General features: G+C 39.4%; 29 protein-coding genes. 14 read left to right on the forward strand and 15 right to left on the reverse strand.

Features of this window, described 5'->3' with window-relative positions; all coding sequences use genetic code 11:
• From pdxJ to ACG59Z_RS03340, 10 genes are all read right to left on the reverse strand, one after another.
• Entirely contained in the window at positions 1 to 726 is a 726-nt protein-coding gene (gene pdxJ / locus ACG59Z_RS03295; RefSeq protein WP_016804931.1) for a pyridoxine 5'-phosphate synthase, read from the reverse strand.
• A gap of 13 nt (positions 727 to 739) precedes the next feature.
• On the reverse strand, positions 740 to 1453 hold the full coding sequence (locus ACG59Z_RS03300; RefSeq protein ID WP_400197930.1) for a DNA repair protein RecO: 714 nt from the start codon (positions 1451 to 1453) through the stop codon (positions 740 to 742).
• A 9-nt stretch (positions 1454 to 1462) separates the two neighbouring features.
• The gene (locus tag ACG59Z_RS03305) at positions 1463 to 1663 is read right to left on the reverse strand and encodes an NF038104 family lipoprotein (RefSeq protein ID WP_016804953.1); all 201 of its coding nucleotides are present in this window, start codon (positions 1661 to 1663) and stop codon (positions 1463 to 1465) included.
• A gap of 18 nt (positions 1664 to 1681) precedes the next feature.
• Positions 1682 to 2704, reverse strand: coding sequence for a GTPase Era (gene era / locus ACG59Z_RS03310; RefSeq protein ID WP_080593587.1), 1023 nt, complete (start codon positions 2702 to 2704; stop codon positions 1682 to 1684).
• Between the two features lie 11 nt (positions 2705 to 2715).
• Positions 2716 to 3408 (reverse strand): ribonuclease III, encoded by a 693-nt coding sequence (gene rnc / locus ACG59Z_RS03315; protein WP_004707545.1) that lies wholly within the window; start codon positions 3406 to 3408, stop codon positions 2716 to 2718.
• Positions 3380 to 3754 (reverse strand): DUF4845 domain-containing protein, encoded by a 375-nt coding sequence (locus tag ACG59Z_RS03320; RefSeq protein ID WP_400197931.1) that lies wholly within the window; start codon positions 3752 to 3754, stop codon positions 3380 to 3382. Before ACG59Z_RS03320 ends, rnc begins: the two co-directional genes overlap by 29 nt.
• Before the next feature lie 23 nt (positions 3755 to 3777).
• Positions 3778 to 4605, reverse strand: a complete 828-nt coding sequence (lepB, locus tag ACG59Z_RS03325; protein WP_016804957.1) for a signal peptidase I — start codon at positions 4603 to 4605, stop codon at positions 3778 to 3780.
• A gap of 70 nt (positions 4606 to 4675) precedes the next feature.
• Positions 4676 to 6493: a translation elongation factor 4 gene (gene lepA / locus ACG59Z_RS03330; protein WP_004699962.1), complete on the reverse strand. Its 1818-nt coding sequence runs from the start codon at positions 6491 to 6493 to the stop codon at positions 4676 to 4678.
• Between the two features lie 176 nt (positions 6494 to 6669).
• Positions 6670 to 7122 carry a thioesterase family protein gene (locus ACG59Z_RS03335; RefSeq protein ID WP_016804958.1) on the reverse strand — a complete coding sequence of 151 codons (453 nt, stop codon included), beginning with the start codon at positions 7120 to 7122 and terminating at the stop codon, positions 6670 to 6672.
• Positions 7123 to 7242: 120 nt separating this feature from the next.
• Positions 7243 to 8619, reverse strand: coding sequence for a Do family serine endopeptidase (locus tag ACG59Z_RS03340; RefSeq protein WP_400197932.1), 1377 nt, complete (start codon positions 8617 to 8619; stop codon positions 7243 to 7245).
• A gap of 230 nt (positions 8620 to 8849) precedes the next feature.
• Between ACG59Z_RS03340 and nadB the strand changes: the two genes are divergently transcribed.
• Entirely contained in the window at positions 8850 to 10493 is a 1644-nt protein-coding gene (gene nadB / locus ACG59Z_RS03345; protein ID WP_263614354.1) for an L-aspartate oxidase, read from the forward strand.
• A 55-nt stretch (positions 10494 to 10548) separates the two neighbouring features.
• Here nadB and ACG59Z_RS03350 read toward each other — a convergent pair whose 3' ends face one another.
• The 4 genes from ACG59Z_RS03350 to pabC all read right to left on the reverse strand — a co-directional run bounded on the left by ACG59Z_RS03350 (position 10549) and on the right by pabC (position 13596).
• Entirely contained in the window at positions 10549 to 10965 is a 417-nt protein-coding gene (locus tag ACG59Z_RS03350) for a PaaI family thioesterase (protein ID WP_396462435.1), read from the reverse strand.
• Positions 10966 to 11102: 137 nt separating this feature from the next.
• Positions 11103 to 11702: a dTMP kinase gene (gene tmk, locus ACG59Z_RS03355; RefSeq protein WP_134261984.1), complete on the reverse strand. Its 600-nt coding sequence runs from the start codon at positions 11700 to 11702 to the stop codon at positions 11103 to 11105.
• A 9-nt stretch (positions 11703 to 11711) separates the two neighbouring features.
• Positions 11712 to 12782, reverse strand: coding sequence for an endolytic transglycosylase MltG (gene mltG / locus ACG59Z_RS03360; RefSeq protein ID WP_400197933.1), 1071 nt, complete (start codon positions 12780 to 12782; stop codon positions 11712 to 11714).
• Between the two features lies 1 nt (position 12783).
• On the reverse strand, positions 12784 to 13596 hold the full coding sequence (gene pabC / locus ACG59Z_RS03365) for an aminodeoxychorismate lyase (protein ID WP_400197934.1): 813 nt from the start codon (positions 13594 to 13596) through the stop codon (positions 12784 to 12786).
• Between the two features lie 263 nt (positions 13597 to 13859).
• On the opposite strand from pabC, the gene ACG59Z_RS03370 reads away from it, so the two are divergent.
• The 6 genes from ACG59Z_RS03370 (at position 13860) to ACG59Z_RS03395 (ending at position 19369) form a co-directional block, all read left to right on the forward strand.
• Positions 13860 to 14867 carry a sulfate ABC transporter substrate-binding protein gene (locus ACG59Z_RS03370; RefSeq protein WP_002052521.1) on the forward strand — a complete coding sequence of 336 codons (1008 nt, stop codon included), beginning with the start codon at positions 13860 to 13862 and terminating at the stop codon, positions 14865 to 14867.
• A gap of 30 nt (positions 14868 to 14897) precedes the next feature.
• Positions 14898 to 15506, forward strand: coding sequence for an alpha/beta hydrolase (locus tag ACG59Z_RS03375; RefSeq protein ID WP_016804963.1), 609 nt, complete (start codon positions 14898 to 14900; stop codon positions 15504 to 15506).
• 80 nt (positions 15507 to 15586) lie between these two features.
• Positions 15587 to 16420, forward strand: a complete 834-nt coding sequence (gene cysT / locus ACG59Z_RS03380; RefSeq protein ID WP_004707527.1) for a sulfate ABC transporter permease subunit CysT — start codon at positions 15587 to 15589, stop codon at positions 16418 to 16420.
• Positions 16417 to 17301 (forward strand): sulfate ABC transporter permease subunit CysW, encoded by an 885-nt coding sequence (cysW, locus tag ACG59Z_RS03385; protein WP_002052783.1) that lies wholly within the window; start codon positions 16417 to 16419, stop codon positions 17299 to 17301. The genes cysT and cysW overlap by 4 nt, the downstream gene beginning before the upstream one ends.
• Positions 17302 to 17312: 11 nt before the next feature.
• Positions 17313 to 18374, forward strand: a complete 1062-nt coding sequence (locus ACG59Z_RS03390) for a sulfate/molybdate ABC transporter ATP-binding protein (protein WP_002052588.1) — start codon at positions 17313 to 17315, stop codon at positions 18372 to 18374.
• Between the two features lie 71 nt (positions 18375 to 18445).
• Positions 18446 to 19369, forward strand: a complete 924-nt coding sequence (locus ACG59Z_RS03395) for a CysB family HTH-type transcriptional regulator (protein WP_263614360.1) — start codon at positions 18446 to 18448, stop codon at positions 19367 to 19369.
• A 93-nt stretch (positions 19370 to 19462) separates the two neighbouring features.
• Here the strand turns inward: ACG59Z_RS03395 and carO are convergent, their stop codons facing one another.
• Positions 19463 to 20191, reverse strand: a complete 729-nt coding sequence (carO, locus tag ACG59Z_RS03400; protein ID WP_396462431.1) for an ornithine uptake porin CarO type 4 — start codon at positions 20189 to 20191, stop codon at positions 19463 to 19465.
• A 285-nt stretch (positions 20192 to 20476) separates the two neighbouring features.
• On the opposite strand from carO, the gene dapD reads away from it, so the two are divergent.
• The 7 genes from dapD to ACG59Z_RS03435 all read left to right on the forward strand — a co-directional run bounded on the left by dapD (position 20477) and on the right by ACG59Z_RS03435 (position 25173).
• Positions 20477 to 21298 (forward strand): 2,3,4,5-tetrahydropyridine-2,6-dicarboxylate N-succinyltransferase, encoded by an 822-nt coding sequence (gene dapD, locus ACG59Z_RS03405; protein ID WP_002052807.1) that lies wholly within the window; start codon positions 20477 to 20479, stop codon positions 21296 to 21298.
• Between the two features lie 78 nt (positions 21299 to 21376).
• Complete coding sequence (gene queE, locus ACG59Z_RS03410) at positions 21377 to 22087, forward strand: 7-carboxy-7-deazaguanine synthase QueE (RefSeq protein ID WP_400197935.1); 711 nt, start codon at positions 21377 to 21379, stop codon at positions 22085 to 22087.
• 40 nt (positions 22088 to 22127) lie between these two features.
• Positions 22128 to 22799, forward strand: coding sequence for a 7-cyano-7-deazaguanine synthase QueC (gene queC, locus ACG59Z_RS03415; protein ID WP_001247780.1), 672 nt, complete (start codon positions 22128 to 22130; stop codon positions 22797 to 22799).
• Between the two features lie 13 nt (positions 22800 to 22812).
• On the forward strand, positions 22813 to 23229 hold the full coding sequence (locus tag ACG59Z_RS03420; RefSeq protein WP_263614363.1) for a hypothetical protein: 417 nt from the start codon (positions 22813 to 22815) through the stop codon (positions 23227 to 23229).
• Positions 23230 to 23320: 91 nt separating this feature from the next.
• A complete protein-coding gene (locus tag ACG59Z_RS03425; protein WP_311086794.1) occupies positions 23321 to 24007 on the forward strand; it encodes a diphthine--ammonia ligase in 687 nt (228 codons plus the stop codon).
• Between the two features lie 17 nt (positions 24008 to 24024).
• Positions 24025 to 24486: a peroxiredoxin gene (locus ACG59Z_RS03430; protein ID WP_400197936.1), complete on the forward strand. Its 462-nt coding sequence runs from the start codon at positions 24025 to 24027 to the stop codon at positions 24484 to 24486.
• Between the two features lie 117 nt (positions 24487 to 24603).
• Entirely contained in the window at positions 24604 to 25173 is a 570-nt protein-coding gene (locus tag ACG59Z_RS03435) for a CAP domain-containing protein (RefSeq protein ID WP_400197937.1), read from the forward strand.
• Positions 25174 to 25182 lie beyond the last annotated feature (9 nt).

The raw sequence follows: 25182 nt of genomic DNA on the forward strand, positions 1-25182 counted from the left end.
TTATCCTGCTGCCTGAATCGCTGTTTTCATATCTTTAACAGCCTGTGCCAGACCTACAAAAACACTATCTGCAATAATTGAATGACCAATGTTTAATTCATGAATTTGTGGAATTGCTGCGATTGGTGCAATATTTTTTAGGTTAAGTCCATGACCTGCATTTACAACTAAACCTTTTGAAGCTGCATACTCAACACCTTTTACAATACGAGCAAGCTCTTCTTGTTGTTCTTGCTCTGTTGCTGCATCGGCATATGCCCCTGTGTGCAACTCAATTGTAGGTGCACCACATGCCACTGCCGCATCAATTTGAGCAAAATCCGCATCAATAAATAATGATACGTCACACCCCAGAGCAGCTAAGGCTTGAGTTGCAGCCTTAACTTTTTCAAAGTTAGTGACTACATCTAAGCCACCTTCAGTTGTTACTTCTTGGCGCTTTTCAGGAACGAAGCATACATGTTGTGGCTTAATTTCTTTTGCAAACTCGACCATTTCATCAGTAACAGCCAACTCCAGATTCATACGTGTTTTTAATAATGGACGCATACGGCGTACGTCATCATCTTGAATATGGCGACGGTCTTCACGCAAATGCAAAGTAATGCCCTCTGCACCGGCTTGTTCACAAATAAGAGCAGCTTCTACAGGATCTGGGTAAGTAGTACCGCGCGCCTGTCTTAAAGTAGCAACATGGTCTATGTTTACACCAAGCAATGCAGCCATAAATAAATCCTAATTACGATTGAGTTTGAGTGTTTTGAATCCACAATTGTCGACTTTTTAGGGGACGATCACCTAAAAGCGATGTAATCATTTGACGGTATAGTTTACCTAATAATTGCAATTGTTCGAGAGAAAAATCCTGCCCTTGCTCATAGTCCAGCATAGATAAAATCGCTTTTCCCGACAAAGATGAACGGCCTGCCTGAACCACTGGAGCAAAACCTTCAGTCACTTGGAACTGATAAAACTGATGAGGCAAAATTTCTTTTTGTGCGCTATCAACTGAGAAATCAATCGCATAGCCTAGCTCTGGAAGTAAGACATGTTCAAACTGGCGCAAAATCTGCCGAAGAAAAAGGTCAGGATTTTCGTGGGAAGATAATTCTTGTAATTGAAGTAACGTTAACTGATATTGTTCAAAAGTTTGTGGCATTGCCTCTTCTAATGGGCAAAGTCGTAAAACAATTTCATTTAAATAAAAACCAGCAAAAAAAGCATCACCAAAAAAGAAAACTGGCTGATTTAATATTTCCAGCTTCATAAAATTTTTAAGTTCACTTTTACCTGTGGCTTGCAACCGAATTGGTTGATATTGAGGAGGCGGAGTCTGTCTTAAAATGCCATCGACCCGCCCGTATTCCTGAGTGAAGAGATGCACAATATGGCTTTTTTCACGATATTTACGATGGTGAATCATATATCCATGGAGGACTTCATTGCGCATCATAAAAAGAAACTATTCCTTAGATTCTTTTTCTTTCTTATCGTCATCATCACCATCAGGAATTACAGCTCCCACAACAGCAGCTGTACCCTTCACTACACCTTTAGTTGTTTTATAAGCAATACCTACTGGTACGGTTACAAGCTTATATACACAACCTTGTAACATCAATGTACACCCAACAATAGCCAATATTGATGTAATTGCTTTCATACCAGTATTCCCTGCTTATTAGATATCACTATATCCTAAACTTTTTAAAGCACGTTCATCATCAGACCAACCACCTTTAACCTTAACCCATAAGGTAAGCATGATCTTTTGTTCGAACATTTTTTCCATGTCTTTACGAGCATCCATACCAATCGTTTTAAGCTTGGCACCTTTTTCACCAATCACAATTGCTTTTTGGCCAGGACGATCTACAAAAATAGTTGCATCAATATAGGTACAAGCTGGCTTTAATCGACCAGTTTTCTCATTAACAGTTGCCTCTTCCGTTTTGAAAGATTCAATTTGCACTGTTAAATCGTATGGTAGCTCTTCACCCAACTGACGCATGATTTTTTCACGGATGATTTCACTTGCCAAGAAGCGTTCAGAACGGTCCGTAATTTGATCGAATGAATACAGCGGTGGCTGATAAGGAAGATATTTTTCAATCGTTTCACTTAAATGTTCCAAGTTTGCTCCACGAAGGGCCGAAACAGGAACAATCTCAGCAAAATTCATAAGCTTGGTACGCTCTTGAATCAAAGGAAGAATCTCTCTTTTATCTTCAAAAGTATCAGCTTTGTTAATTACCAAAATAACTGGCATTTCAGCGTTCTTGAGTTTCTCAAGCACTAAGTCGTCATTTTGAGTCCACTTATAAGCATCGATAACAAATAAAACTAAGTTAACGTCACGTAATGCAGAATGTGCAGCACGGTTCATCATTTTATTGATCGCGCGTACTTCTTTCTTATGCATTCCCGGTGTATCTACATAAACCGCTTGCATTTTTTCACGTGAATCAATGCCAATAATTTTATGGCGTGTCGTTTGAGGTTTACGTGAAGTAATTGAGAGTTTTTGACCCAATAAATGATTCATGAGGGTAGATTTACCCACATTTGGACGTCCCACAATCGCCACAAATCCGCTCTTAAAATCCGAAGGAATTGTAACGCCTTTGGAACTAAAAAATTGATCAATCAGATTGTTTGGATCTTGGTTTTCATTTGAATCTGGATTGATTTGATCAGAATGCATCGACATGCAGGTTATTGCTCCAATAACTTTAAAATTTCCGCCGCTGCTGCCTGCTCGGCAAAACGACGACTTGACCCCTCACCATAAATCTTTGGTAAACCATCTACCAAACATTCGACTTTAAAGTGTTGATGAGGTGCATCACCCTGAATATCTACAACCTCGTAAACAGGGAGAGGTTTTTTACGTGCTTGTAGATACTCTTGTAAACGTGATTTTGGATCTTTGAGTTGATCTGTTGGCTCAATATGATCTAAATAAGGTACGTACCATTTTAACACAATATCTTTGAGTAGGTTCAGATCACTACTATCAAGATAAATTGCACCAATAATCGCTTCTACCGTATCTGCTAATATTGACTCACGATGATGACCGCCAGATTTCAACTCGCCCGTGCTTAATATTAAACACCGACTAAGTTGCAAATCGGTTGCAATTTTACCTAATGCTTCTTGGCGAACCAAAGTTGCACGCATACGCGTTAAGCGACCCTCATTTTCATGTGGGTAAGCATGGTATAAATAGTTGGCAATGATCATCCCCAACAGCGAATCGCCTAAAAACTCCAGACGCTCATAGTTATACTTATGACTCACCGAACGGTGAGTCAAAGCTAACTGTAGCAATTCAGGCTGTTTAAATTGATAACCGATTCGACTAAGTAAGCGAGGATCACTTAGTTTGAACTGATGTTTTGTCAAAACTCTTCTCAAATGTTAAAACTAAATCAATATTTAGTAAGAAAGGCTTTCTTACCTCATATTTCTTTTTGACCGTTAGACCAGACTGGTTAAACACTTCGGCAATCTCTTTAAAATGGAGATCACGAATATTATTCATTTCCAGTCTTTGATCCATCTGTGCCATAAATTTTTGGGGTGTCGTATCAGCTGAGCTTTGTTGCATAAGCTCGGTAATCTGATTATTAATCACACGATCATCCCAATACGCTGGCCAAACTGCAAGTATAGCTTTCACTGCAATTGCAAATATGACCACCCCAAATAAAATTGCTAAATACGAAGTACCCTGTTGTGCCTTACGCATTTTTGTTTTCCTAATGGTTGTTTTTAATCTATTTTCCCATTTCGGTTAAAGCTTGGCAGGTGGAAACCAGGTTCTTTATGCATCCAGACATAGAAAGCTCGGCCTGTTAAGTTTTCTTCAGGAACAAAGCCCCAGAAACGACTATCAGCACTTTGATCGCGGTTGTCCCCCATTGCAAAGTAATGTCCTTTCGGAACGGTTACTTCCCAATATAAACCGTCTTGGTTTGAATATTTGCCATTATCAACATAGTTGATAAATGGTGCCTGACGCGCAACGTTTACGCCTTCAAGCTCACGCATCGTAAAGGTGTGATCACCAATAGTTTCTTTATGATAAATAGACGTTGGTGTATCTAAAGCATCTTTTTCACGACTAAACTGTGTTGCTACTTTAGGAACTTTTTGACCATTAATAATCAATTGTCCATGATCATAAACAATATGGTCACCCGGCAAACCAATTACACGCTTAATATAGCTGATGGTTGGTTGAGGTGGGTAACGGAATACGATGACATCACCACGTTTTGGTTCACCTACATCAATCACTTTTTTATTTACGATAGGTAAACGCACACCATAGTCAAATTTATTAACTAAAATAAAATCGCCAGTCTCTAAAGTTGGAACCATAGAGTCTGATGGAATGTTAAATGGTTCATAAAGAAATGAGCGAAGTACAAGTACAACAGCTAAAACTGGCCAAAAGTCATAGGCCCATGTAATAACAAAATTTTCGTTCTCTCGGCCTTTATTCGCACGCTGTTTAAAAACAAGTTTATCTAACAACCACACTGCAAATAAAATCAGCGTAACTGGAACAAGAATTAAATTAAAATCAAAATCCACATGACCTCACTCGCAGCCTAGCTGCTTGCTTTATGGCTGGGAGAATATAAGTTCATCCCAGCCCTTTCTTTTATCTTTCTACTTTCAAAACAGCTAAGAACGCTTCTTGTGGAATTTCTACACTACCCACTTGTTTCATACGTTTCTTACCTTCTTTTTGTTTAGAAAGTAATTTCTTCTTACGAGACACGTCACCGCCATAACATTTTGCTAGAACGTTTTTACGCATCGCCTTAACGGTCGAACGAGCAATAATTTGAGCACCAATGGCAGCCTGAATTGCAACATCAAACATTTGACGTGGAATCAAGTCTTTCATTTTTTCAACTAAAGCAATACCACGATGGCGAGCATCATTACGGTGACAAATCATAGCCAAGGCATCAACCTTTTCACTATTAATTAATACATCAACCTTAACTAAAGATGAACTTTCGAAACGTACGAAGTTATAGTCTAGCGATGCAAAACCACGTGAACATGATTTAAGCTTGTCAAAGAAATCCATTACGACTTCAGCCATTGGAATTTCAAAAGTAATTGAAACTTGATTACCTAAGAACTTCATGTCTTTTTGGACACCACGACGCTCAATACATAAGGTCATGACATTACCTAAGTATTCTTGCGGCACAAGAATATGACATTCAGCAATTGGCTCACGTAAATCTTCAACAACTGAACCATCTGGCATTTTAGACGGACTGTCGATATAGATCGTCTCACCTTTTTTGGTAACAGCTTCATAAACTACTGTTGGTGCCGAACTAATTAAATCGAGATCGTACTCACGTTCTAAACGCTCTTGTACGATTTCCATATGTAACATGCCCAAGAAACCACAGCGGAACCCGAAACCAAGTGCATCCGAACTTTCAGGTTCAAAGAACAACGCAGAATCGTTAATTTGTAATTTCTGTAATGCTTCGCGGAATGGCTCAAAGTCGCTTGAATCGATTGGGAAAAGACCTGCATAAACCTGCGGTTTAACCTTTTTAAAACCAGGTAAAGTTGCAACGTCTGGTGTTGTTGCAAGTGTAATGGTATCACCTACTGGCGCACCAAAAATGTCTTTAATACCCGCAATAACAAAACCTACTTCACCAGCTTCAAGAATATCTGTTTCAGTATGCTTAGGATTAAATACACCTACAGAAGTTACCGGATGAGTTTGTCCAGTCGATTTAACCAACATTTTGTCGCCCTTACGGATACGACCTTGTTTAATACGAACAAGAGACACTACACCTAAGTAGTTATCAAACCATGAATCGATAATTAAAGCTTGTAATGGAGCTTCACGATCACCTTCTGGTGCCGGAATAACGTCAACTAAACGCTCTAATACACCTTCAACACCTAAACCTGTTTTTGCTGAACAAGTCGGTGCATCTGTCGCTTCAATCCCGATAATTTCTTCAATTTCATGAATTACACGTTCAGGTTCAGCCTGCGGTAAATCAATTTTATTTAAAATAGGAAGAACTTCGAGACCTTGTTCAATCGCGGTATAACAGTTTGCAACTGATTGTGCTTCTACGCCTTGCGCAGCATCGACAACCAACAATGCACCTTCACATGCAGCTAATGAGCGAGATACTTCATACGAGAAGTCAACGTGCCCCGGAGTATCAATAAAGTTAAGCTGATATTCTTGTCCATTTGGATGGGTGTAATACAATGTCACTGAGGCTGCTTTAATGGTAATCCCACGTTCGCGCTCAAGCTCCATTGAGTCCAAGACCTGAGCTTGCATCTCACGATCTTGTAAGCCACCACACATCTGAATAAAACGGTCAGCCAAAGTAGACTTACCATGATCGATATGAGCGATAATCGAGAAATTTCGGATATTTTTGATATCAACTGATTTTTTAGCTTGCGCCATGGGCTACCTTGAGAAAATATAAAGTGCTATGTAGCTTGTTTTAATACATAGCCAAAGCGGTTTAACAAATTGCGAGAGATTATAGCAGATGGATATTTTAAAGTATCCAAAATAATCATGAGCTTTGTACTTATGTTCTAAAAAATGACAATTCAAAGCACATGTAATACTTCCGACTATCGAGCATATGAAATAGTAAAATCTAAAGGATTTATGCTTGAATCAAGGGGCTTATAAGCTTGTGTAAAAGTTGGCGACATTCGTTTTGGTCGACCCGATGCAATTTCAATACATGCCCACTTGGTATTCCCAACAAATAAGACTGCTTGATCAGACGGACGGAAAAAAACATACTGGCGAAATGAATAAAGCGCATTGATATCGTCTAGCCATGTCCGCAATATAATTTCTTCGCCTTCAAACGCAGCCTTACGATATTGCACATGATGCTCAACAGCAACCATTGCATGCTTAAGCTCAAGGTATTTGGTTACGCCTACCCCTAATGTTTCAACATGAGCAGCAGCAACATCTTGCATCCATTGGACATACATTACATTGTTAACATGACCTAAAGCATCAATATGCTGTGGCTGAACCTGAATATGTAAATCGAAAATACTGCTCACAAAACACTCACCTTAATCATTAAATCCAAAGCTATATTTAGATTAGCTAGATCGAACATTATGCCGAATACAAATAATAAAAAACCACCCATTTTCAGGGTGGTTTAGTTTTATATCATTTTACTGAATGCGTAAACCAAGCATTGCTCGTTGTCCTTGACGAATGATTCCAACACGTGCAACCGTATTTTTTTGTAGGTTAGAAACAACTTTCGCAAAATCTTGGCTATTTAAAATTTGAGTATTATTAACCTGAACAATCACGTCACCCGGAATGATATTTGACAATGATGCCAACCCACCACGGCGGACATCTTGAACATAAATACCGCCTTTTACACCTAACGTATTTTTCTCTGGTTCAGCTAAATCACGAATACTCATGCCTAACACTGGACCTTTAGAAGCAGAGATCTGAGTACCTGTAGCTGGTGTTTCATCTGGTGCTGTTGCTAAAGTTGCAGTGATATTACGAGTTTTATCATCACGTAACACTTCAAACTGAACGGTTTGGTTTGGCTGAACTTTATTTAATGCATAGAGTAAATCACTTGTACGCAGCACAGAAGCACCATTAAGTTTTAAAATCACATCACCAGCTCTAAGCCCTGCTTTTTGAGCAGGTGAATTTGGCGTTACTTGTGTGATGAGGGCACCTTCTGGTTTAGGCAGTTTGTAAGCATCGGCAAGGTTACGATCAATATCTTGCATCATGACGCCTAGGTATGAACGAGTAACTTTACCTTTTGTTTTAAGCTGTTCAGCTACATCCATCGCAACATCGATTGGAATAGAGAAAGACAAGCCCATATAACCGCCAGTACCACTAAAGATACGTGAGTTTACCCCAACAACTTCGCCATTTTGATTAAACAATGGACCGCCTGAGTTACCTGGGTTTAGTGCAACGTCAGTTTGAATAAATGGTACAGAAGTTTCACCACTCATGTTTCGTGACTTGGCACTGACAATACCTGCTGAGGCGGAGTAGTCAAAACCAAATGGAGAACCAATTGCTAATACTGGCTCACCTACACGTAAACGGTCAACATTACCAACTTTTAAAGCAGGATAATTACTTCCATTGACTTTTAATAATGCAACATCGGTACGTTCATCACTACCAACAACAGTTGCATCAATTTCACGACGGTCATTTAAAGTAATACTAATGCGGGAAGCATTTTCAATCACATGATGGTTTGTGAGTAAGTAACCATCTTTACTAATAAAGAATGCACTACCGTATGCTGTTTTTTCTTGAGGACCTTGTTGCTGTGGAATGATGACCTGATTACCAAAGAAACGTTTTAAAATTTCAGGAACTTGCTGTTGTAACAGTTCATCCTGAGTCATTTTTTTTACGACGTTTACGCTCACCACAGCCGGACTAACTTGTTCAACGAGGTTTGAAAAATCAACAGCAGCATTTGCTTGAACAGCGGCAACTGTAAATACCGCTGCATACATTCCTTGTTGTAAATAGCGAGATTTCATTCGGTGCTCACCCACAATTGGTCTACGAGAATAAGAATAAAACTTTTGTATCACAATGCTTTGGAATTGTGCGTAACAATATGTTTATTTGTAAGACATCATCATCACGTTTATTTTACGCATTGCAATTTTTTAAGCTAATTGCAATTTTTCTGTGACTTAGAGCGCTTAAGCTCTTGCCTTTTTAGGTAAAAAGGGGTGTCATTAGCGGACGTTTTAAATTGATGCGAATGGACATGCCTAATCAACAGACAATTCACCACTTTGACGTGATTATTGTGGGCAGTGGCGGTGCTGGTTTAAGTCTGGCTTTATCGTTACCAAGTCATTTTAATATTGCAGTTTTAGCCAAAGCTGCTTTAACTGAAGCAAGTACCTTCTATGCACAAGGCGGTGTTGCTGCTGTTCTTGATGAAACTGACTCTATTCAACAACATATTAATGACACTATGATTGCAGGTGCTCATTTATGTGAAATGGATGCAGTTCAGCATACTGTCGAAGGTGGTCGCCCTTCTGTTGATTTTCTTTTAAAGCAAGGTGTTCAGTTCACCCTAGATGAAGATGAGCAGCTTCACTTAACTCGCGAAGGTGGCCACTCACAGCGCCGCATTATCCATTCTGCTGATGCTACAGGCAAAGCCATTTCAACTACATTGGTTGAACGTGCGAAAGAACGCAAGAATATTACTATTTTTGAAAACTACATTGCGATTGATTTAATCACGTCGCATAAATTGGGTCATACAGATCAAGCGAATCGCGCTGTTGGTTTGTATGCCTTAGATGAAAACACTGAAAAAGTTCATACTTTCCTTGCCCCATTTACCGCACTTGCTTGCGGCGGTGCGATGAAAGCTTACCTTTACACATCTAATCCAGATATTGCCACAGGCGATGGCATTGCCATGGCTTACCGTGCAGGTTGCCGCGTAGCCAATATGGAATTTAACCAGTTCCACCCAACTTGCCTATACCATCCACAAGCACGTTCTTTCTTAATTACTGAAGCGATGCGTGGTGAAGGTGCTTACTTACGCTTGCCTGATGGCGAACGTTTCATGCTTCGTTTTGATGATCGTGCTGAATTGGCTCCTCGCGATATTGTGGCACGTACCATTGACCATGAAATTAAACGTCTCGGTATTCGCCATGTGTGGTTAGACATTACACACAAATCACCTGAGTTTATTAAAGAGCACTTCCCTACACTTTATGCACGTTTGCTTGAGTTAGGTATCGACATTACTAAAGACATGATTCCAGTAGTGCCAGCAGCACACTATACATGTGGTGGTGTTGTGGTTGATTCAAATAGCCAGACTGATATTGAAGGTCTCTATGCAATTGGTGAAACCTCTTATACAGGTTTACATGGTGCTAACCGTATGGCGAGTAACTCATTACTTGAGTGCTTCGTTTATGGTATGAGTGCAGCAAAAGACATCGAAAATAAGTTTGATGAGAATTTCAAACTACCGAAAGTACCCACTTGGGATGACTCTCAAGTAACCAACCCAGATGAAGATGTGGTGATTTTACAAAACTGGGATGAGTTACGTTCGACCATGTGGAACTATGTCGGTATTGTAAGAACCACAAAACGTTTAGAACGCGCTTTACACCGTATCGAAATGTTGAAGCGTGAAATCACTGAATATTATCAAGACTACCGTGTTAGCAAAAACCTGATTGAACTGCGTAATCTTGTGCTCGTTTCTGAGATGATTGTGCGCTGTGCCATGCACCGCAAAGAATCACGTGGTCTACATTACACCCTCGATTATCCGGAAACTTCGAACGAGATTCGTAAAACTGTTTTAACTCCTCCAAATTTTGCAGTAGAACAACCATTGGTTAATACCGAAATTTAAACTGTTTTCTACAAAAAAGCACAGCTCTGGCTGTGCTTTTTATTTAGGTTAATATTTATGATCGGGGTGGAATTGAATAAGTCGCGGTCACATGTGCCACCGGTTCCTCTTGTCCTACTGAATAAATCCATACCTCACCCACGACAAGACTCTTCCCTACTTTCATGAGCTTACATTCGCTACGTAAGTCTTTATCACCTGCGGGTTTTCTTAAAAAATTAATATTAAAATTAGTGGTTACTGCTAAACCAACAATTCCGATTTCACCGAGTATTGCGATATACAAAGCAAAGTCTGCCAAAGTCATCATGGTAGGCCCAGATATGGTACCGCCCGGACGTTGATGTCTTTGATCGACGTGATAATAAACGACAGCAGCTTTAGGCGTGACTGATTCAATCGTGCAATGTTCAAGACTTGGGGGAAATTCCTTTTCAAGAAACGCTACAATTTCTTCTTTTGAACTTTTCATCCTTGTTTTTCTTCGATTTCAGAACAGTATTCAAAATAGCATAGAATACTGACTCATATTTTCTATGACCTTTTAAACCAGATTTATTATTATTTTTAACCACTCCCACAAAATATGAGAGCGGCTTTTATTATTACTTATCCTAAATATTGCAAAGCTTGCTCAAACACCTGATCTGGGCTTTGGGTAGCATCTAAACGTTTAATACGTTCAGGTTCGGCTTTCCATAAGGTCTCATAACCTTCGCGAACTTTTGCGAAGAAACTTAACTTTTCCTGTTCAAAACGGTCTAAAGCTCCACGCTCACGTGCACGGTTCATACCGAGTTCAATTGGTGCATCTAACCAGAAAGTCACTTCTGGCATACGTGAAACAAAGTTCTGATTTAAAAGCTGTAACTTATCTTGGCTTAAACCACGACCAGAACATTGGTAAGCAAAGCTTGCATCGGTAAAGCGATCACTTAAAACAATTTTATTAGACTCTAAAGCCGGCAAAATGACTTGTTGTAAGTGTTGAGCACGTGCCGCATAGATTAAGAGTAGTTCGGTATCATGGCTCATATTTTCATCATGATTCACCGCCAAAAGCATAGAACGTATTTGTTCTGCTAACGGCGTACCACCCGGTTCACGGGTTAAGACAACTTGTTTACCTTGCTCTTCAAAATGCTGATGAATTTTTCGAATGAGTGTAGTTTTACCTACCCCTTCCGTGCCTTCAAAGCTAATAAACATCTCTTTTCCTTATTTCTTCGATCTCAACACGGATAAATACTGCTGCACCGCTTGGTTATGAGCCTGCAAATCTGCAGTAAATTTATGACCACCATTACCAGTTGCCACAAAATAAATATTATTTGAGTCATCTGGATGTAATGCAGCTTCAATTGCTTTTTGACTTGGTAAGGCAATTGGTGTTGGCGGTAAGCCATTAATTGTATAAGTATTATATGGAGTTGATGTACGTAAATCTTCGCGAGTAATGTTACCCTTATAGTTTGCACCCATGCCATAAATTACGGTTGGGTCAGTTTGTAGACGCATACCAATTTTCAGACGGCGTACAAATACACCAGATACTTGCTCAAGCTCACTATCTAAACTTGTTTCTTTTTCAACAATTGAAGCCATAATTAAAGCTTCATACTTATCTTTATAAGGTAAGTTTGGTGCACGGTTCGCCCAAGCTGCATCCAAAGCTTTCATTTGGTGATGATATAAATCCGTCAGGATTTTTTTATCAGTCTCACCTTTTGCAAAGAAATAAGTGTTAGGCGCAAACAAGCCTTCTGGATGATGATAAGGAATTCCTAGCGCCTTCATGAGCTGATCATCAGGTAAGTCGAGTATTGTATTTTTTACATTTTTATCATTTTTGAGTGCAGTAATAAGCTGTTTAAAAGTCGTACCTTCAATCACCAAAATACGGTTCATTTGAGCATTATCAGCATTAGACAACATCTCTAATACTTGTCTTACGCTCATTCCCTGCTCAACTTCATATACACCAGCTTTCATGCTGTCATGAATCATAAATCTTTGATAGAGCTTAAGTACAATAGGAAAATGGATTTTGTTTTCTTTTGCTAAGTGATCGATAAAACCAGAGTAGGTCTCACCTGAAGTGATCGATAGCATCTGCTTTTTCCCTTCAATAGGATAAGCTTTAAATAAACTTGACCATAAAATAGCAAAAATAGAAATTAAAACGATAAAACAGCCAATGAGCACCAACTTTTTAGGAAAATGAGATGCTGTTTTCTTGCCCTTTTTTTTAGCATTTTTTGCTTTCGCGTTCACAGGTGGCTTCGGCATATTAATGAATCTGATTCAAGTTAAGAGTATGAAATAAATTTAGGCACGCCTGTGAATCTAGAGTTTGTTCACCGATTTGAGTAACCACTCGCATTGGATGTAAAGCATTACAAAAGAATAGACTCTGTATTTGTGGTACTTCATCTAGCTCAATTATTCTGATTTCGCAGGCAATTCCATGGTGCTGCATACGTGCCAAAATTTCTGCACGCATCACACCGTGGACGCCATTATAGCGAAGTTCCGGTGTAATCCATCTATCATTTAAACGAATAAAACAATTACTGCTTACCCCTTCAACAATATAACCTTGTACATCAGTTACTAATGCTTCTGCCCAGCCTTGTTGATCTGCTTCTTTTTTTAGCAGTACCTGTTCAAGACGGTTTAAAGATTTAAGTCCAACTAAACTCGGCATGGTTAAACCTAAGGCCTGATTTAAAACCCCACACTCAATAAAATCTGGTCGGAACTGCTCCAATGCTTTTGGATAGAACCAGACATAAATATCTGCTTCATGCTTTGGCAAACTATAACCACGGTCACCTTCACCGCGGCTAATCACAATTTTTAAAGTGCCATTGAGCACAAGGTTTTGTTTATATAGCTGCTGCAAACTCTGTTCAATTAATTCAAAGTTTGCAGTTAATGCTAGTTTTTGGCAGGCAAGTTTTAGACGTTCCGAGTGCCGTGCTTTAAGCTCAATCTTATTTTGAAAAACACGAATTGTGGTAAAGCATCCATCTCCATAATGAAATGCTCGGTCTAGTAACGGAATGGTTTCAACAGGTTGCCCATTTTTAAAACACCACATGCTTAATCCGTCCTTTCTTAAAAAACCGCCCAACAATACAACACCTTTCATTTAATTAATAAATGACTGATTTTAAAAAATTATACCGATTTAATCAGCACTTTTGAAACTTGTTATATATCAAGATTTAAGAATAGCTTATCCATTTTTTATATTTCTATATTTTTCATATTAAATTCGTTTTTTATTATTTTTTTAGAATAAAGACTAGCGCTATTCTGCGTTCATGTTTTGAACATTTCGTATTTTTGAGGGGTTATCTCATGCGTTTTTCTCAATTAAAAGTCGGGGTTATTGCTGCTCTTCTTTCTGTTTCATCATTTGCAGCTCAAGAATTCTTAAACGTTTCTTATGATCCAACTCGCGAGTTATATACAGACTTTAATAAACAGTTTGGTACTTACTGGAAACAGCGTACTGGACAAGATATTCAGTTTAAACAATCACACGGTGGTTCTGGTAAACAGGCCCGCGCCGTGATTGATGGCTTAAATGCTGACGTTGTGACATTAGCTCTTGCAGCTGATATCGATGAAATTGCAGAAAAAGCAAAATTGCTTCCTACTGATTGGCAAAAGAAATTGCCACAAAACTCTACTCCATATACATCAACAATCGTGTTTTTGGTACGTAAGGGTAACCCTAAACAAATTAAAGACTGGGGTGACTTAATCAAACCAGGTGTAGAAATTATTACACCAAACCCGAAAACATCTGGCGGCGCTCGCTGGAACTACCTTGCAGCTTGGGCTTGGGCGAAACATCAACCAGGTGGTAACGATGCTAAAGCACAAGAATATGTCCGCCAAATTTATAAACATACTAAAGTTCTAGATTCGGGTGCACGCGGTGCAACCACGACTTTTGCTGAACGTGGTATTGGTGATGTGTTACTTGCTTGGGAAAATGAAGCTCATTTAGCTGTTCGCGAACAACCGGGCAAATTTGAAATTATTACCCCATCTCTTTCGATTTTAGCTGAACCACCAGTTGCTGTTGTTGAGAAAAACGCTGCCAAAAAAGGCAACCTCACCATCGCTAAAGGTTACCTCAACTACTTGTACTCACCTGCTGGCCAAGAAATTGCAGCACGTAATTTCTACCGTCCACGTAATGCAGCCGTACTAAAAAAATACAGCAATGTATTTAAGCCATTGAAACTCGTAACAATTGATAAAGAGTTTGGCGGTTGGACAAAAGTGCAAAAACAACACTTTGATAATGGTGGTGTTTTCGATCAAATCGTGAAAATTAATAGTGCAGAGAAGTAATTCTTTGTACTAACGATAAGGAGAACAGACATGACTCACTCTGTAATTGTTCCAGGTGTAGGTGGAAGTGAACATCAACATTGGCAATCTTGGTTGCAGCGTCAACTCGTGTCTAGTTCTCGTGTTGAGCAAAAAAACTGGGATAGACCCGTATTAAGTGAATGGATTGAGCAATTCGTTAAAACAGTTCAAGCAGTACAAGCACCAGTACAAATTGTTGCGCATAGTTTCGGTTGCTTAACAAGTGTTGCTGCTTTAGCTGAGCATCCTGAGTTACAAGTTCAAGTTAAAAAACTAATTTTGGTTGCTCCTGCAAATCCGGCACGTTTTGGTGAAGCAGGCTTTGCCCGCCATAGCTTGACTGACTACAAAGATTATTTTCATCAGTTAAAAATTAATGTGCCTACAACACTACTGATTAGTGAAAATGATCCTTGGTTAGATTTTTTTGATGCTTTACAACTTGCTAAAGCTTGGCAATTAAACCCAATTAATCTTGGGCAAGTCGGTCATATCAATGTTGCTTCTGGTTTTGGCCCATTCCCTGACTTACTGAACTATCTACTTCCTGAAGACTCGATGTGTAGCCACTCATCTATTGATCCGGTAAAGACACATTTCTCTTTGAAATTTGCTTAATACCCAGCTTTATACCGCGCCGTTTATCTTTATTTATTCGCTTACTGGTTTCAGCAGGCTTTTCTCTTTGAGGAAATATCATGTCGCAGCGATCCCGAGTGCTGCCTGGGTTTGGTCTATCATTGGGCTTCACCCTCGCCTACGTTTCTTTTATTGTGCTTATTCCATTAGCCGCAGTCTTTATCAAATCATTTGGAATCGGATGGGACGGACTATGGGAAATTTTAACCTCTGAACGTATTTTAAAATCGCTTCAACTCAGCTTTAGTTCAGCTTTAATTGCGGCGTTTATTAATGTTGTTTTCGGACTACTTTTAGCTTGGTGCCTTGTCCGTTATAACTTTCCCGGAAAACGTCTGGTTGATGCCTTAGTAGACTTACCTTTTGCACTTCCAACAGCAGTTGCAGGTATTGCGCTTACTTCGCTTTATGCCCCTACTGGCTGGATTGGTCAATATTTAGAACCACTCGGTATTCATGTTGCTTATACACCTATCGGGATTACGCTAGCTTTAGTATTTATTGGTATTCCTTTTATTGTTCGAACTGTTCAACCCGTGTTAAGCGATATCGAAACCGAGCTTGAAGAGGCTGCTTCTGCACTTGGGGCAAATCGCTGGCAGACCATTACTAAAATTATTTTGCCAATATTACTACCTGCGCTATTTACAGGCTTTGCTTTAGCATTTGCCCGTGGCGTGGGTGAATATGGTTCTGTAATTTTCATCGCAGGTAACCAGCCATTTAAAACAGAAATTGCCCCGCTCATGATCATTTCTCGCCTTGAAGAGTATGACTATGCAGGTGCAACCACTATTGCTGCGGTTATGTTAGTTCTCTCTTTCATTATTTTATTTGTCATTAACTTACTTCAAGCATGGGCAAACCGTCGTACAGGGAGAAATATCACATGAACCTACATACCGACAGCAATGCACTTGCTTTGAAACTACAGTCTCGTGATGCAACTCGTGAACCGACTTGGGTACGTTATACGCTGATTACAGTTGCACTGATTTTCTTTCTTAGTTGCTTAATGCTGCCACTTATTCTGGTTTTTGTTGAAGCGTTTAAACAAGGCCTTGAAGTCTATGTTCAGGCTTTAATTGATCCAGATACGTTGTCAGCGGTGAAATTAACATTACTCACCGCAGCGATTGCCGTACCGATTAACGTGATATTTGGTGTTGCCGCTGCATGGGCTGTTTCCAAGTTCCAGTTTAAAGGCAAAGCGATTTTAACCACTATTATTGATATGCCTTTTTCAGTTTCACCTGTTATTGCAGGTTTAATGATTGTACTGATTTTTGGTGCTCAAGGTTGGTTAGGCGGCTGGTTAATGGATCACGACATTAAGATTTTATATGCGGTGCCCGGAATTGTTTTAGCGACCATCTTTATTACCGTTCCTTTTGTTGCACGTGAATTAATTCCACTCATGGAAGCGCAAGGAACAGAGGAAGAAGAAGCCGCGATTGTACTTGGTGCCTCAGGCTGGCAAACCTTTTGGAAAGTCACTCTGCCTAACATTAAGTGGGGCCTGATTTACGGCGTGATTTTGTGTAATGCCCGTGCAATGGGTGAGTTCGGTGCAGTATCGGTAGTTTCTGGTCACATCCGTGGTGAAACCAATACCCTGCCACTTCATGTTGAAATTTTATATAACGAGTACACCTTTAGTGCAGCCTTTGCCGTGTCCTCATTACTTGCTTTCTTAGCCTTATTAACACTGGTATTGAAAACTTGGTTAGAACTGCATCAAGACAAACCAGAACCGCATTCAACTGATTCGTAAGGAATGAAATCATGAGTATTCAAGTTAAGAATATTGAGAAACACTTTGGTGCATTCCATGCGCTTAAAAATATTTCCCTAGACTTTCCAGAGGGTGAGCTGGTTGCGCTACTCGGACCATCTGGCTGCGGTAAAACGACTCTACTTCGTATTATTGCTGGCTTAGAGTCAGCCGATGGCGGTCAAGTGTTACTTGAAGGCGAAGATGCAACTAATGTACATGTTCGCGAACGTCAAGTCGGCTTTGTATTTCAGCACTATGCTTTATTCCGTCATATGACTGTATTTGACAATATTGCCTTTGGTTTACGTGTCCGCCCTCGTGCTACACGCCCCTCTGAAGCTGAGATTAAAAAACGTGTTACTCGTCTGCTTGACCTAGTTCAACTAGGCTTTTTAGCAGACCGCTACCCTGCTCAGCTTTCTGGTGGTCAACGTCAACGTATTGCTTTAGCTCGAGCACTCGCTGTAGAGCCTCGTGTGCTATTGCTCGATGAACCATTTGGCGCACTTGATGCCAAAGTCCGTAAAGAATTACGTCGCTGGTTACGTAACTTGCATGACGAATTGCATATCACTTCAATTTTCGTAACCCATGACCAAGAAGAAGCTCTTGAAGTGGCTGACCAGATTATTGTGATGAATAAAGGTAACGTTGAACAAATTGGTTCACCACGTGAAGTCTACGAAAAACCTGCAACGCCATTTGTATTTGATTTCTTGGGTCAAGCAAATCGTTTTGAAGGTGAACATGCCGGCGGTATTATCCGTATTGGCAATGATCGTATCGAATTACCGACTACAGTTCAGGCACCGCAAGGAAAAGTGATTGCTTTTGCCCGTCCGGATGAGTTACATATTCATTCGCAACCACAGGCAAATACAATTGAAGCAACTTTTGTACGTGAAGTCTGGATTGCTGGAAAAGTAGTGGCGGAATTACAAGATCGTAATGGACGTTTAATTGAGATTGCTCTGAGCAGTGAAGCTGCAAAACAACATGCATTTAAACCAAATCAAACTGTTTGGGTGAGTGCATCTCAACTTCACCTATTTGCAGATCAAGTTGCTTAAGGAATTATTTGGTGAGGAGCCATCTCGCGGAATTTAAAGCCGGTCCTCACCTCTTTCGAGGAAAAGTGTAAATGAACTTTCAACAATTAAGAATTATCCGAGAAACAGTACGCCAAAACTTTAATTTAACGGAAGCATCTGCCGCGCTATACACCTCTCAATCAGGTGTAAGTAAACATATTAAAGATTTAGAAGATGAATTAGGTGTACAACTTTTCGTTCGTAAAGGTAAACGTTTACTTGGTTTAACTGAACCGGGCCAATCACTACTTAGCATTGTAGAGCGTATGCTTGTAGATGCGGAAAATATTAAACGTCTTGCCGATGACTTTAATAAAGTGGATGAAGGTACGTTAACAATTGCGACAACGCATACTCAAGCACGTTATGTACTACCACCAATCGTCAATCAATTTAAAAAGCTGTTCCCTAAAGTACATTTGATTTTGCAACAAGCCAGTCCTGTCGAAATTGCAGAGATGCTTTTACAAGGTGAAGCCGATATTGGTATTGCGACAGAATCTTTAACAACTGAAGAAAATTTAGCAAGTATTCCATACTATCAATGGCAGCATAGTATTATTACACCGCAAGAGCACCCTCTTGCCAAACTCGATAAGATTGATCTTGATGCTTTATCTGAATATCCACTGATTACTTATCATGGTGGTTTTACAGGTCGCTCTAAAATCGATAAAGCATTTGAAGATGCTCAAATCGATGCTGATATTGTAATGTCCGCTCTTGATGCCGATGTTATTAAAACCTATGTAGAACTTGGTATGGGCGTCGGAATTGTCAACGATGTTGCTTACGATGCAGAACGTGACTATCGTTTAAAGCAAATTAAAACTGATATCTTTGGTGTTAACACCACATGGATTGCTGTTCGTAAAGGCCATCTCTTACGTGGTTACGGTTACGAGTTTATTTCTTTATGCTCACCTGATGCCGACATTAAAGCATTGAAAAAAATTGCTTATCCAGATGAATAAAAATTAAGAACAAAATAAAAGAGCTAATTAGCTCTTTTATTTATTTTATTAAATACAAAAAAACGAGCCGAAGCTCGTTTTTTCTTTAGGATCTTACCAGAAGAAGTTCACACCAACTTTACCCACTGGTAACCATTTGTATTTGTCATCGTTACGGATTTTGTTTTCTTCGGCACGTAAATCTTTATCAAAGTCAGCACCGTTAACATTAACAAAAGTACCATTTGATTTAAGATTTACTGTTGGGTTACCAGTATAGTAAGCACCTACTTCACCGAATACGCCCCAGTTTTTATTGATTTTAGGTGAGAAACCTACACCTACATAAGGAGCGATATCATTTTTATAACTTAATTTACCATCCACTGAACCATTAAAGTTATAATTATTACCATTTACTTTAATAGTACCGTCCTGTGAACGTTTAGTTAAGTCATAATCATTGTCTATGTAAGCAGCACCTGCAGCTACATATACGCCTTGAGCCCAACGGTTAGTACTTGCACCCCATGGACGAATTTCAGCATTTAAATAAACGTTGTTATTGTCCATATCTAAGTCGTACTTAGTGCCATTTACTGACACATCATCACGCCAAGAAACATCACCACCGTTATAACCCAATGCTAAACCAACATATGGGTTTGCTTGCCATAATAAAGCACCACCGTAACCTGTAGTACCAGCCTCAGCACGAACACCTACTGGAATTAATTGGTTTTTATCGAATGCATAACTGTCATGAACAACAGCTTCATCTGCCATTGCAGCACCAGCAGCAAGTAAAGCTGTAGTTGTCACTAAAACACGTAATACTTTCATCGTTTTCTCCTCAAGAAAAGGCTCTGTTTTTAATTTATTCAGCTTGTGACAAAAATTATATTCAAGAGCATAGATTCTTTTTTATACAAAAACTGCTAGATTTCTGTTATTTTTTGATACAAATTGAGTTAAATTTTTATTTTCAAATCATTTTTGTGTAAAAAACACTTGATTATCTAATAAGCTTTTCCACTTTAACTCTCGCTTTAAACGTAACACGTTTTTTCAAAGATTCTTGTCACAAATTAGTGTAAAATCTTTAAAATTTTTTATGGAAGGAAGATCATGTCTCAGCTTTCTACGATCATTGAGCAAGCATTTGAAGACCGCGCAAACTTTACTGCAGCAGATTGCTCAAGCGAAATTCGCCAAGCTGTTGAAGAAGCAATTGCTGGATTAGATAACGGTACACTTCGTGTTGCAGAAAAAATCAATGGTGAATGGGTTGTTCATCAATGGTTAAAAAAAGCTGTTTTATTATCATTTAAACTCAATGACAATAAACCAATCGAGTCATGTGATCTTCGTTTCTACGACAAAGTTGAAACTAAATTCTCTGGTTGGACTGAAGAGCAATTTAAAGCTGCAGGTGTTCGTGTTGTTCCTCCTGCTGTGGCTCGTCGTGGTAGTTTCCAAGCTAAAAATGTGGTGTTAATGCCATCTTATGTCAACATTGGTGCTTATGTAGATGAAGGCACAATGGTTGATACATGGGCAACTGTAGGTTCATGTGCTCAAATCGGTAAAAACGTTCACTTGTCTGGTGGTGTTGGTATCGGTGGTGTTTTAGAGCCATTACAAGCTAACCCAACTATTATTGAAGACAACTGCTTTATCGGTGCGCGTTCTGAAATCGTTGAAGGCGTTATTGTTGAAGAAGGTTCAGTCATTTCAATGGGTGTCTTCATTGGTCAATCAACCAAAATTTATGACCGTGAAACTGGCGAAATCCATTATGGTCGTGTTCCTGCTGGTTCAGTTGTTGTACCAGGTAACATCCCATCTGCTGACGGTAAATACAGCTTATACGCTGCAATTATCGTGAAAAAAGTTGATGCGCAAACACGTGCAAAAACAAGTTTGAACGATTTGTTACGCGCTGACTAATTTCAGTTTGATCAAGCATCTCTACGGTCAACACTGATCGTAGAGATTTTATTTTTTATATAGTGTGGTATTTCTAGAATGGCTTCCTTACGTTCCTCTGCAATTCCTGTCTCTGACCCTGCGTCTGGTTTACGCATTACCGAGATTTTTTACTCGTTGCAGGGTGAAGCAAATGCCTCTGGTTTACCGACTGTATTTATTCGTCTCACAGGCTGTCCTTTACGTTGTACATATTGTGATACCACCTATTCTTTTGAAGGTGGCGAGCGTTTATCACTCGAGCACATTATTGAAACGGCTGGAAAATATCAAACGCCTTATATTTGTGTGACTGGTGGTGAACCCCTAGCACAGCCAAATTGCTTAATTTTATTACAACGTTTATGTGATGCTGGCTTTGACGTTTCTTTAGAAACGAGTGGCGCTCTTGATGTATCAAAAGTGGACCCACGTGTTTCTAAAGTTCTCGATTTAAAGACTCCAACTTCTGGTGAAGAACACCGTAATCTCATCAGTAATCTTGACTACTTAACTTCACATGACCAAATCAAATTTGTGATTTGTAATCGTGAAGACTATGAATGGTCAAAACAACAAGTTGAACAATATCAACTGCAGACCAAAGTCAGTACTGTTTGGTTCTCCCCTGCCTTTGCAGTTGAAAAAGGTGCTGTTGGCCTGCCACGTTTAGCACGTGATCTGGCACAGTGGATACTGGACGATAAACTGCCTGTACGTTTCCAGCTACAGTTACATAAACTGCTCTGGAATGATGAATCAGGTCGTTAATCGCTCAATAAAATAAATCATTCCGAATATGGAGAAAAATATGCGCCCTCGTGCCATTGTTTTACTTTCAGGCGGCTTAGACTCAACCACTTGCCTAGCTTGGGCACAAGCGCGCTATGAATGTATCGCTATTAGCTTTATGTATGGTCAACGCTCAACCACTGAACTTGATGCAGCCAAAGCATTAGCTCAGCGTGCAGGTGTTGAACATCGCGTAATTAATATCGATTTAGCCAATTTAGGTGGATCTGCACTTACAGACCATAACATTGCTGTACCAGAACAATTACAAGAAGGCATTCCTGTAACTTATGTACCAGCACGTAACACAATTTTCCTTTCATATGCCTTAGCTGCGGCTGAAGTATTCAATGCTGAAGCGATTGTGATTGGTATCAATGCTGTTGATTATTCAGGATATCCTGATTGTCGCCCAGAATTTATTGATGCTTTTGCCAATATGGCTCGTTTAGCAACCAAAGCTGGTGTTGAAGGAAAACCACTTAAATTTGAAACACCCCTGTTACATTTATCCAAAGCGAATATTATACGTTTAGGGATTGAACATGGCGTAGACTATAGCCAAACGGTATCTTGCTACCAAGCAGATGCTCAAGGACGTGCGTGTGGCAAGTGTGACAGTTGCCGTTTGCGTAAAGAAGGCTTTATCGATGCCGGCGTTACCGATCCAACACGCTATATACCGCAATAAGTAGGTAAAATTTATGAAGTTGTTAAAATCAAATCTTATTCTTTCATCTTTATTCTCAGCAGCTGCACTTATGGCTGGTTCTGCTCAAGCAGCTGAAAACCCAGTTCAAGCAGCATATAAAAGCACTAACGTTAAAGGTGCATTAATCAACGTTTGTAAAGACCAAACTGCAAAAGGCGGTAAATTAAGTTCAGCTGAAGTTAGCAAATTCTGTAGCTGCCAAGTTGATGCTCAAGGTAAAGTGACTGAAGCACAAAAATGGGAAATCCAAAGCGCAATCAATGCGAAGAAAAGCCCAAGCTCTTTAGCTTTTGTACAACAACAAAACCGTGATCTTAAAGCATGTTTCGGTCCTCAGTTAACAACTAAGCTTGAGAAATTAACTGAAGAAGCAATGAAAGCGGCTCAACAACAAGCTCCTAAAAAATAAGCTTTTGTTGCTCCAAATTAAGCCTGCATTTATGCAGGCTTTTTTTATAGCTCTGTTAAAATGACACCGATCTCGCCATTCGAAATAAACCATGCAAGAACAATGGAAAACCAACGCAACAGATAAACGATCTATTGTCTCATTTAGTGGAGGCAAAGACAGTTCTCTTGCACTCTACCATGCTGTGAAAACTGGCAAGGTAATTGGTTTAATCGTTATGTTAGAAGAGCATGGTCAACGCTCTCGTTCACATGCAATGCCACTTGATATTATTCAGGCGCAAGCACAAGCAATTGGCTTACCTGTATTTATGGCTTCGTCTAGTTGGAATGACTATGAAACTAAATTCATTAGCTTACTGAATGAAGCCAAACAAAAAGGTGCAGAGGTACTGGTTACAGGTGATTTAGATATGCCTGAACATGGTTGTTGGCATGACCGTGTCACTCAAACAGTGGGGCTTAAATTAGGCATGCCACTCTGGCTGCGTCCGCACCGTGAAGTTGTTGAAGAGTTTATTCAACTTGGATTTAAAAGTGTAATTGTCACTGTTAATCTCAAACTAGGAATGAAAGTAGAAGATTTAGGTCAAGTTTTATCTTTAGAATATATCCAAGAGCTTGAGAACCGTGGTATTGATCCATGCGGTGAAGGCGGTGAATTTCATACCACTGTCATTGATGGTCCAATTTTTAACAAAGCTATTCCTGTAAGAAAACTCGATATTGTTTATCATGAAGAATATGCTTTTCTACCACTTGAATTAGATCAAATTTAACTTTTAAAGGATAAGAAATGTCTGAAAATATTCAACTGCCAAATCAGGTTTTCCCAACGACACACGGCGAAGTTAATTTAACTGAAGTCGACAATGAATGGCTGATTATTTACTTCTACCCTAAAGATTCAACTCCAGGCTGTACTACACAAGCTGTCGGTTTTTCTTGTTTAAAAGACCAGTTTGATACTTTAGGTGCTCGTATTTACGGTGTTTCGCGCGACTCAGTGAAAGCCCACCAAAACTTTACAGAAAAGCAAGCACTGACCATTGATCTCATTAGTGATAAAGAAGAAGTACTTTGCAATCACTTTGATGTGATTAAAGAAAAGAATATGTATGGAAAAAAAGTAATGGGTATTGAGCGCTCTACTTTCATTTTTCATAACAAAACTTTAGTTAAAAGCTACCGTAAAGTAAAAGCTGCTGGCCATGCAGAACAAGTTCTAGAAGACTTAAAAGCATTGCAATCAGCTTAATAAACTTAAGTAATAAAAAGCGAGTTGAATACTCGCTTTTTGTTTGCAAAGCATTACCCAATACTTTGACTTTGGCGTATCATAAAAACATTAGAATAATTATTTTAAGGCAATGATATGAGTCTACTCAAAACCTGCTCTTTGCTGCCTATTACTCTTTTTATCGGTGCATGTAGTGCAAATACATTAGCAATACCCACTGATAGCACCACATCAATTGCTCAAATTCAAAACAATTCCAATGAAATAAGCTGCCAAGATTTACAAAACCCAGGCTATCAACAAGCTGTACTTAACACAATTAATCAGATCCGTCAGCAATCACGTCAATGTGGTCAACAGTATTTCCCCGCAACTAAACCGTTGAGCTGGAGTAATAATTTATATAAAGGCGCACTTTCTCATAGTGAAGATATGGCTGCACACAACTTTCTCGGGCATGTTGGCTCAACGGGGCTGGACTTAAAATCACGTTTAAAAATTTACAATACACTCGGTAAAGCCAATGGTGAAAATGTCGCTAGTGGCCAAAAAACTTTAGGGCAAGTTATGTCTAAATGGCTAACAAGTCCCTTGCATTGTAGTAATCTAATGAATCCAAAATTCACCACTTACGCAATCGCGTGTGCTTCTGATCAGTCTGTAAAGCAAAAGAGTTATTGGACTCAACAATTTGGTACGCGTTAAAAGGAAAAA

The organism is Acinetobacter sp. ABJ_C1_1 (assembly GCF_044684115.1).
GTDB lineage: Bacteria > Pseudomonadota > Gammaproteobacteria > Pseudomonadales > Moraxellaceae > Acinetobacter > Acinetobacter nosocomialis_A.